At 62.8% G+C, this 8,963-nt stretch carries 10 protein-coding genes; 4 read left to right on the top strand and 6 right to left on the bottom strand.

Features of this window, described 5'->3' with window-relative positions; genetic code table 11:
• The 4 genes from LO50_RS22955 to puuE all read right to left on the bottom strand — a co-directional run.
• Nucleotides 1-101, bottom strand: a 101-nt coding sequence (locus tag LO50_RS22955; protein WP_044316473.1) for an ureidoglycolate lyase, incomplete at its 3' end; no start/stop codon positions are given.
• Nucleotides 102-251: 150 nt separating this feature from the next.
• The gene (alc, locus tag LO50_RS22950; protein ID WP_044316472.1) at nt 252-1,247 is read right to left on the bottom strand and encodes an allantoicase; all 996 of its coding nucleotides are present in this window, start codon (nt 1,245-1,247) and stop codon (nt 252-254) included.
• Nucleotides 1,248-1,312: 65 nt separating this feature from the next.
• The gene (gene uraD / locus LO50_RS22945; protein WP_044316471.1) at nt 1,313-1,828 is read right to left on the bottom strand and encodes a 2-oxo-4-hydroxy-4-carboxy-5-ureidoimidazoline decarboxylase; all 516 of its coding nucleotides are present in this window, start codon (nt 1,826-1,828) and stop codon (nt 1,313-1,315) included.
• Nucleotides 1,828-2,757, bottom strand: a complete 930-nt coding sequence (puuE, locus tag LO50_RS22940; RefSeq protein WP_044316470.1) for an allantoinase PuuE — start codon at nt 2,755-2,757, stop codon at nt 1,828-1,830. Before puuE ends, uraD begins: the two co-directional genes overlap by 1 nt.
• A 279-nt stretch (nt 2,758-3,036) precedes the next feature.
• Here puuE and uraH point away from each other — a divergent pair, with 279 nt between their 5' ends.
• Nucleotides 3,037-3,390, top strand: a complete 354-nt coding sequence (gene uraH / locus LO50_RS22935; protein WP_044316469.1) for a hydroxyisourate hydrolase — start codon at nt 3,037-3,039, stop codon at nt 3,388-3,390.
• Nucleotides 3,391-3,973: 583 nt separating this feature from the next.
• Here uraH and LO50_RS22930 read toward each other — a convergent pair.
• Nucleotides 3,974-4,600 (bottom strand): LysE family translocator, encoded by a 627-nt coding sequence (locus tag LO50_RS22930; protein ID WP_044316468.1) that lies wholly within the window; start codon nt 4,598-4,600, stop codon nt 3,974-3,976.
• Between the two features lie 79 nt (nt 4,601-4,679).
• Nucleotides 4,680-6,026, bottom strand: coding sequence for an NCS2 family permease (locus tag LO50_RS22925; RefSeq protein ID WP_044316476.1), 1,347 nt, complete (start codon nt 6,024-6,026; stop codon nt 4,680-4,682).
• A gap of 339 nt (nt 6,027-6,365) precedes the next feature.
• Between LO50_RS22925 and LO50_RS22920 the strand changes: the two genes are divergently transcribed.
• The 3 genes from LO50_RS22920 to LO50_RS22910 all read left to right on the top strand — a co-directional run bounded on the left by LO50_RS22920 (nt 6,366) and on the right by LO50_RS22910 (nt 8,954).
• A complete protein-coding gene (locus LO50_RS22920) occupies nt 6,366-7,121 on the top strand; it encodes a GntR family transcriptional regulator (RefSeq protein WP_044316467.1) in 756 nt (251 codons plus the stop codon).
• 304 nt (nt 7,122-7,425) lie between these two features.
• On the top strand, nt 7,426-8,094 hold the full coding sequence (locus LO50_RS22915) for a metal ABC transporter ATP-binding protein (RefSeq protein WP_044316475.1): 669 nt from the start codon (nt 7,426-7,428) through the stop codon (nt 8,092-8,094).
• 41 nt (nt 8,095-8,135) lie between these two features.
• Entirely contained in the window at nt 8,136-8,954 is an 819-nt protein-coding gene (locus LO50_RS22910; RefSeq protein WP_044316474.1) for a metal ABC transporter permease, read from the top strand.
• Nucleotides 8,955-8,963: the final 9 nt, after the last annotated feature.

The following is an 8,963-nucleotide window of genomic DNA, read 5'->3' as shown; positions in this document are numbered from 1 at the left end:
CCGTTGTTGATCATGAAGTAGTCGCTGCCTTCGGTCTCGATGACGTCGCCGAAGGGGGCGAAGGCTTTCTTGGTCAATGGCTCGATGGTCAGGGTGCGCATGGTGTGCTCGTTCTTTGTTGAAGGATCGTTATTCGCGTGGGGCTGCTCCCCCTCACCCTAACCCTCTCCCCGGAGGGGAGAGGGAACTGGCGCGGAGAAACGGCTGACCTCGTTCCTCCCTCTCCTCTCGGGGAGAGGGGAAACCGCTTCCTACTTCGCCACCTTGCCAAACAACCGCAGCCGGCTCACACCGCCGTCTGGGAAGATGTTCAGGCGCACGTGGGTGATCGGGCCGAGCTTGGCGATCTGCTCGCTGAACTCGTGTTCGGCGTGCATCGACAGCTTCTGGCTCGGCAGCAGTTCGCGCCAGAACAGGCTCTGGGTCTCGATCTGGCTGTCGGTGCCGCCTTTGACGTAAGCCGCCTGGATCGAGCAGCTGTCCGGGTAGTTGCCCTTGAAGTGCAGGGTATCGACGACGATGCGCTCGATCTCGCCCGAATGGCCGAGGGCGACGATGACCCAGTCATTGCCGGGCGTGCGACGGCGGGCGGTTTCCCAGCCGTCGCCCATGTTCTCGCCACGGTTCGGGTTGAGGATGTTGCTCATGCGGCCGAAATGCTCGTCCGAGCAGGCCAGCGCACGACCGCCATTCAGTGCGGCAGCCAGGTCGATCTGCTCGTTATCGCCGACGCTGCTCCAGTCGCGGAACGGGATGCCGTGCACGCGCAGACGCGCCACGCCGCCGTCCGGGTAGATGTTGAAGCGCAGGTGGCTGACCGGCTTGTCGAAGGCGATCTCGTGGTAGTGGTGGCTGTTGCCCTGGAGCTCGACCGCCGGGAGGATTTCCGTCCAGACGGTGTCTTCGATCGGGTCGCCGTCAGCGACGAAGCAGGCTTCCAGCGAGGCGGACGGCGGGTAGTTGCCGGTGAAGTGGCTGGTGTCGATATCCACGCCCTTGATCTGACCAGGCACGCCCAGGCGTATCACCGCATGGTCGTAACCTTCGAAGCGCTTGCGGCGCGACTCCCAGCCATCCATCCACTTGCCGTTGTCATCGAAAACGCCCTCCTTCCATACGGCCGGCGTTGGCTGGAACAACCGGTTGACGTCGGCGAACCAATCGTCGGTGACGGAGATGGCGCGGGTGCCCAGGCGGGCATCGGCCAGGTTGACGTATTTTTCGAAGGGTACGGCGTAAGCTTTCATGGACTCGTCTGCCTTGGATGAGAAGCGGTTTTTGTCATTACTGCCTTTGTTGCGGTTGGTGCTCGTTACATCGCCTGCAGGCGGAACAGGGCGATCTTGTTGATTTCCGCCAGCGCCCGGGCGAATTCCTGCTCGGGATCGTTGTGGATGCGTTCTTCGAATGCGGCGAGGATCTGGTGCCGGTTGCTGCCTTTGACCGCCATGATGAAGGGGAAGCCGAACTTGGCCTTGTAGGCCTCGTTGAGTTCGGTGAAGCGGGCGAACTCCTCCGGCGTGCATTCGTGGATGCCGGCGCCGGCCTGTTCCGAGGTACTGGAGGCGGTCAGCTCGCCACGCACGGCGGCCTTGCCGGCCAGGTCGGGGTGAGCATTGACCAGTGCCAGCTGAGTGTCATGGTCGGCGGCGAGCATCGCCTGGGACAGGCGGGTGTGCAGCACTTCGATGTCGTCCAGCGTCTCGTCGACGCCCGCCTGGTAAACGGTTTCGGCAACCCAGGGCGAGTGCTCGTAGACGTCGGCAAAGGCGGCGACGAAGGCGTCGCGATTTAGCGTCGAGGGTTTGATCGTCTTGAACGGGGTCATCAATTGCGCTCCGCGATAAAAGGGTGGGTGGCGTGCCAGTGGCGGGCGATGTCGACACGACGGGCGCACCAGACCTTCTCATGACCCTTCACGTACTCGATGAAGCGTGCCAGCGACGCCAGACGCGCCGGGCGCCCGAGCAGCCGGCAGTGCATGCCGATGGACAACATCTTCGGCGCGCCTTCGCAGCCTTCGGCGTAGAGCACGTCGAAGGCATCCTTCAGGTAGGTGAAGAAGTCGTCGCCACTGTTGAAGCCCTGCACCTGGGTGAAGCGCATGTCGTTGGTGTCCAGTGTGTAGGGGATCACCAGATGCGGCCTGTCCGGCGTCGACTCCGGGTCCCAGTAGGGCAGGTCGTCGTCGTAGGTGTCGGAGTCGTAGAGAAAGCCGCCTTCCTCGCGTACCAGGCGCCGGGTGTTCGGGCCGGTGCGGCCGGTGTACCAGCCGAGCGGCCGTTCGCCGGTGATCTCGCCGAGGATGCGGATGGCTTCCTGCATGTGCTCGCGCTCCTGCGCCTCATCCATGTACTGGTAGTCGATCCAGCGGTAGCCGTGGCTGCAGATCTCGTGTCCGGCGCCGGCCATCGCCTTGATCAGTTCGGGGTGACGCTGGGCGGCCATGGCGACGGCGAAGATGGTCAGCGGGATGTCGTGCTTGTCGAACAGCTTGAGCAGGCGCCATACGCCAGCACGGCTGCCGTATTCGTAGAGCGACTCCATGCTCATGTGGCGCACGCCTTGCAACGGTTGCGCGGCGACCATCTCGGAGAGAAAGGCCTCGGATTCCTTGTCGCCGTGCAGCACGCAGCGTTCGCCACCTTCCTCGTAGTTCAGCACGAAGGACAACGCGATACGCGCATCGCCCGGCCAGCGCGGGTGCGGTGGGTTGCTGGCGTAACCGATCAGGTCGCGTGGGTAGTCGGCGCTCACTGGGGTGCTTCCTGTATGGCGGGTCGTCATGGCACGACCGGATGACTGGATTGTATACAAATTGAATGGGGCTTTGTAAATAGCAATTTTCATCCTTTCGCTATAGCTGGTATCTGCCGTGTCGCGATTAACCATGCTCAGAGCCATCTGCAGCTTGCAGGTAACGGGCCAAACGATGCTTGAAAAACTGTATACAAAAATATCTGCAGATTGTCTTGAGCGATGTGGGGCGGATGGTTATGCTCGGGGCAGTTTCCATTCAACAGAGCGGAGGTGCCCGTGGGCCGATTGACCACACACGTACTCGACGCCGCCCACGGTTGCCCGGGCAGCGGAATCAAGGTGGAGCTGTATCGCGTCGAGGATCAGGCGCTGACCCTGGTCGCAACCCGTGAGACCAATGCCGACGGGCGCTGCGACAGTCCGTTGCTGGAAGGTGCGGATTACCTGTCCGGTGTCTATCAGCTGCAGTTCAGTGTCGGCGACTATTACCGCCGTCGCGGCGTGGCCCTGGCGAATCCTGCGTTTCTCGATGTGGTGGTGCTGCGCTTCGGGATCGATTCGGCGCAGGAGCATTACCACGTGCCGTTGTTGGTATCGCCGTATAGCTATTCGACGTATCGGGGTAGCTAGTCGCTTTCTCCCTTCAGTGCTGACTCTTTTGGAGTCCCTTGTGCCCGCCGTAATGGCGGGTTTTTTATGGGGTGAGTTTGATTGGCGTGAGGCGCTCGGCGCTGGTTTTTAGCCTGAGTGACCTAGGCACCTGTGGCGTGAGGTTCGTGCGATGGCGCCGCGCTTTCCTCGGCCCGACCGGCAGGTTGCGCCTCTCACGGCGCGTCACTTTTTCTTGCTTGGCCAAGAAAAAGTAACTAAAAAGAAGGCCACCCCGGCATCCGGCCCTTCGCTGCGCGAAGGGTTCCCTCACCCCATCGCCATTGCAGGGGCACGCTGCGAAGGGCCATCCATGGCCCATCACAGCTCTCGCGGCATCCATGCCGCTCAACCCCTTCAATGACGATTACGCTCGGCTACTGACGGGGCCCAGTGTCCGAGTCGCCTATGACTTCTAAGCGACAAAGAAAACGCGCATTGCTTGCTCCTACTGCACGGCCTGGCGGGCAACGTTCATCTTTCGCGACTGGAAAAAGTGAATTGCCCAGCAGGGCCGAACCAATGCCTCAGCCAGGAGCCTGGCTAAGGGGCAAGCTGCAGAGCGCTACCGGCTCATCAAAGACGCCGCCCCCGCGCCCCCAAACAGCGCCGCACTTGTCCGGTTGAACCACACATGCCCCTTCCCGGTGCGCAGGTAACGTGCCGCCCCCTGCGCGCCCAACCCGTAGGCCAGCTTGCAGAGCAGATCGAGCACGGCCCAGGTAAGGATCATCACCAATAGCTGCGGCAGCAAAGGCTGCCCCGCGCTGAGAAACTGCGGTAGAAAGGCGGCGAAGAAGAGAATGTCCTTTGGATTGCTGCCACCAAGGATGAACGCCCGGCCGAACAATCGACTGAAACGTGGGGCGAGGGCGGGGCTTTCGATCTCGTGGGCGGTGGGTGTGCGCCGGGCTTCCTTCCAGCTCTGCCAGGCGAGGTAGAACAGGTACAGCGCACCGACCAGCTTGAGCGTGCTGAACAGCCGCTCCGAGGCCATCAGTAGCGCGCCAAGCCCCAGCGCCGAGGCGCTGAGCAGGGCGATGGAAGCTGTCACGCCGCCCAGGAAGGCCGGCCAGGAGCGGCGCACTCCGTAGTTCAGGCTGTTGCTGATCATCAGTAACGACAGCGGCCCGGGGATCAGGATCACCACCAACGCCGCACCGGCGAACAACAGCCATATTTCCAGGGTCATGACGGCCTCCTTCAGCCAATGCAAAAGCCCCACTGCGAAGCAGTGGGGCCGTGGGTGAGCCGGGCGCGGCCGGCCCGGTTCAGAGAAACGCGAACTTGGCGATGAATATCACGCACAACACATACAGGCTGATCGATACCTTGTCGCGCTGGCCAGTCAACAGCTTGAGCGTCGCGTAGGTCAAGAAGCCCAGGGCGATACCGTTGGCGATGGAAAAGGTCAACGGCATCATCACCACGGTGACGATGGCCGGGATGGTGTCGGTGTGGTCCTTCCAGTCGATATTCGCCAGGCCGCTCATCATCAGCATCGCCACGTAGATCAGCGCGCCGGCGGTGGCATAGGCGGGAATCATGCCGGCCAGTGGGGCGAAGAACATGGCAATCAGGAACAGCACGCCGACGGTCACTGCGGTCAGCCCGGTGCGGCCGCCGGCGGCGACGCCCGCGGCGCTTTCCACGTAGCTGGTCACTGGCGGGCAACCGACGAAGGCGCCGACCACGCTGGAGCTGCTGTCGGCCTTCAGCGCGCGGGAAAGGTTCTCGATCTTGCCGTCCTCATTGACCAGGTTGGCACGGTGGGCGACGCCCATCAGGGTGCCGGCGGTGTCGAACATGTTCACGAAGAGGAAGGCGAGGATCACGCTGACCATCGCCACATTGAGCGCGCCGGCGATATCCATGGCCAGCCAGGTCGGCGCCAGGCTCGGCGGCATCGACACCAGGCCGTTGTACTCGACCAGACCAAACGCCCAGCCGATGGCGGTAACCGCGAGCATGCTGACCAGGATCGCGCCGAAGACATTGCGGTGACTGAGTACGGCGATCATCAGGAAGCACACCGCGGCCAGCAGCGCCGACGGCTCGGCGAACGAGCCCATGGTCAGCAATGTTGCCGAGCTATCGACGACGATGCCGGCGGTCTTCAGGCCGATCAGGCCGAGGAACAGGCCGACGCCAGCGCCCATGGCGAAGCGCAGGCTCATGGGGATGCTGTTGAGCAGCCATTCGCGGATGCGCGACAGGCTCATGATCATGAACAGCACGCCGGAGATGAACACCGCGCCGAGCGCGATCTCCCAGCTGTAGCCCATCTCGCCGACCACCGTGTAGGTGAAGAAGGCGTTGAGGCCCATGCCTGGCGCGAGGCCCACCGGCCAGTTGGCGTACAGCCCCATCAACAGGCAGCCGAGCGCCGCGCCGATGCAGGTGGCAACGAAGGCAGCGCCGTGGTCGATGCCGGCGTCGGCCATGATGTTCGGGTTGACGAAGATGATGTAGGCCATGGTGACGAAGGTCGTCAGGCCGGCGAGCAGTTCGGTGCGGATACTGGTGCGGTGTTCGCTGAGCTTGAACAGGCGGTCCAGCCAAACGGGGGCGGTGCGCTGCAAGGGTGCTGCCTGGGGCTTGCGCTTGATGCTTTCCACTGGGCGTTCCTCATCGTTCTTGTTGTCGATCACCCGGAGCGTGAGTACTCCCGAGGGGCGGGTGATGGTGGGCCATCTGCATCGGTAGTTGATCGAAAGGTCAGAAAGGCTTTCCGGATTATGCTTTTGTATACAAGAATTGCAAACAATAAATCGGTGGTCTCGCTGAACGTGCGTGGCCTGTGCGCGCTGACGGATTTGCGCGTAGGAAAACTTGAGGCTGTGAATTGTGCACAAGGTTAACGGCGTTTCAGCGTATTTATTTGTCCAGCGAACTGCCAGTAGCGGCGCGAACCCAGTAAAGTTCGGCGTTGCCGACACCTCATTTGCGAGCCATCGATGAACGAACAGTTGCAGCCCCTGAAGAAGCCGACCAAGACCGGCAAGACTCGCACCGGGACGCAGGACGATATCGTTTATGCGCACATCTTCGATGCCATCCTCGAGCAGCGTCTGGCGCCGGGGACCAAGCTCAGCGAAGAGGCGCTCGGCGAGATATTCGGCGTCAGCCGCACCATCATCCGCCGCGCGCTGTCGCGTCTGGCCCATGAAGGGGTGGTGCTGCTGCGGCCCAATCGCGGCGCGGTGGTGGCCAGTCCGAGCGTTGAAGAAGCGCGGCAGATCTTCTTTGCCAGGCGAATGGTGGAGCGCGCCATCACGGAACTGGCGGTTCAGCACGCTACTGCTGAGCAACTGGCGGAACTGCGGCAGATGGTGGCCGACGAGCAGGATTGCTTCGCTCGCGGCGATCGCGGCGCCGGCATTCGCCTGTCCGGTGAGTTTCACCTGAAGCTGGCCGAGGCGGCAAAGAACGCGCCGCTGGTGAGCTTTCAGCGCAGCCTGGTCTCGCAGACCTCGCTGATCATCGCCCAGTACGAGAGCGGCAACCGCTCGCATTGCTCTTTCGACGAACACAACCAGCTGATCGATGCCATCGCTGCCCGCGACAGTGACAAGGCGGTGCGCCTGATGATGCACCACATGGACCACATCGACAGCAAGCTCAACCTCGAGGAAGACAGCGCCTCGGGTGATCTGCATGCGGTCTTCTCGCACCTGGGCCTGGCGAAGAAGAAGCCTCGCACGGCTCGCTAGCGTTGCCCCGCGCGCTGACTCGTTCTGAGTCGGCGCCGTCAGTCATCACCTGCCGCCGTGGCGAGCGCCGATCGTGCGCCAGGACCGCATGCTGCAACCCGCATCAGCACTGATCGCGACATCAGTGTGCTTCCCGTCTCCGATCCGATGCGCATAGCCGCGCTGTTCAGTGCGTCAGCTTGAATTTATCTCCTTAGTGTTATGTTATAACTATTACATGTTGTGCATTGGCGTCTCTCGTTCCTGTGATCGGAGGCGAGCGGTGCGCATTGTCTGGTTTGGAATCCTGAACACCGAGGTAACGATGATCGAATGCCACGGCCTGCAATGGGGCTCGGGTAGGCCGCTCACGCCGCCATTGGATCTGCAGTTGGCTGCGGGCAGCCTGACAGCTGTCGTTGGCAGCAACGGATCGGGCAAGAGCAGCCTGCTCAAGGTGTTGGCCGGGTTGGATCGGCCGCTGGCTGGGCGGGTCGATGTGCGCGTACCGCGCATGGGCGGGGTGGCTTATCTACCGCAACAGCAGCATGTGGATAGGCAGTTTCCGATCCGACTTGCCGAACTGGTGAGCGCCGGTTTCTGGCGCAGCCGGCTCGGACGCGACGAGCGTCGGGCAAGGCTGCGCCAAGCGTTGGCGGACTGGGGCCTGCTCGATCTGCAAACCCAGGGGCTGCATGCGTTGTCCGGCGGCGAGCTGCAGCGCGCCTTACTGGCACGGCTGAGCCTGACCGATGCTCAGGTGCTGTTGCTCGACGAGCCCGAAGCGGCGCTGGACGATGTCGGCCTGGGCTTGCTCTGGCAGCACATCGAGCGTTGGCAGCGCGAAGGGAGGACGCTGGTACTGGTCAGCCATAACCTAGTCGGGCTGACTCATCACCACTGTGACGGGTTGCTGATCGCTCGCAGCGGCTGCATCAAGGCACCGATCCGCCAGTTCATGGCCGAGCGGCAACGGCTTGGGCAAGTCGCGTGACGCCGGATTTGCTCTGGGCGCCGTTCGGCGAGTTTGCCTTTATGCGTCGAGCCTTGTTCGGTGGCGTGGCGCTGGCATGCAGCGCGGGGCCGCTGGGCGTATTTCTGATTCTGCGTCGAATGAGTCTGATCGGTGATGCCATCGCCCACGGCATCCTGCCCGGTGCAGCATTGGCGTTCTGGCTGTTCGGCTTGAGCCTGCCAGCATTGACCGCGGGCGGCTTGGTCGCCGGTCTCGGTATGGCGGGCGCAGCGGCCTGGGTCACACGGCGCACCGGGCTACGCGAGGACGCGAGCCTGGCCGCGCTGTATCCGATTTCGCTGGCCAGCGGCGTGCTGCTCCTTGGCCTGGCCGGGCGCAAGCTGGATCTGCTTCACCTGTTGTTCGGCTCGGCGTTGGCGGTCGATACCGCGACCCTGTACGGCATGCTAGGCACCTCGGTGTTCAGTCTGGTGGTGCTTGCGCTGAGCTATCGCGCCCTGGCGCTGGACAGCCTCGATCCGTTATTCCTGCGCAGCATCAGTCGCTTCGGTCCGTTGGCGCATGCCGCTTTCCTCACGCTGGTGGTGCTCAATCTGGTGATCGGCTTTCAGGCCATCGGCGCCTTGATGGTGGTAGGGCTGATGATGCTGCCAGCCGCAGCGGCGCGCTTCTGGAGCCGCAGATTGCTGGTCCTGCTACCGCTTGCCGCGCTGGTCGGTGCGCTGTGCGTATGGCTGGGGCTGGTTCTTTCCTTCTACGCCGGCTTGCCCAGCGGGCCGTGCATCGTGCTGCTGGCCGGCGTTTTCTATCTGTTCTCGCTGGTAGCAGGCCCGGTAAATGGCCTGCTGCGCTCGACTCCTTTCCCCATCACCGTTTGAGGTATTCAC

Source organism: Stutzerimonas stutzeri, from assembly GCF_000935215.1.
Classification (GTDB): domain Bacteria; phylum Pseudomonadota; class Gammaproteobacteria; order Pseudomonadales; family Pseudomonadaceae; genus Stutzerimonas.
This window is presented reverse-complemented; position numbering and strand designations above follow the sequence as displayed.

Bases quoted from the DNA above. Each gene is read 5' to 3' on its own strand.
- LO50_RS22910 (WP_044316474.1), top strand. From the start codon at position 8,136: ATGCGTCGAGCCTTGTTCGGTGGCGTGGCGCTGGCATGCAGCGCGGGG.
- LO50_RS22915 (WP_044316475.1), top strand. From the start codon at position 7,426: ATGATCGAATGCCACGGCCTGCAATGGGGCTCGGGTAGGCCGCTCACG.
- LO50_RS22920 (WP_044316467.1), top strand. From the start codon at position 6,366: ATGAACGAACAGTTGCAGCCCCTGAAGAAGCCGACCAAGACCGGCAAG.
- alc (WP_044316472.1), bottom strand. From the start codon at position 1,247: ATGAAAGCTTACGCCGTACCCTTCGAAAAATACGTCAACCTGGCCGAT.
- LO50_RS22930 (WP_044316468.1), bottom strand. From the start codon at position 4,600: ATGACCCTGGAAATATGGCTGTTGTTCGCCGGTGCGGCGTTGGTGGTG.
- uraD (WP_044316471.1), bottom strand. From the start codon at position 1,828: ATGACCCCGTTCAAGACGATCAAACCCTCGACGCTAAATCGCGACGCC.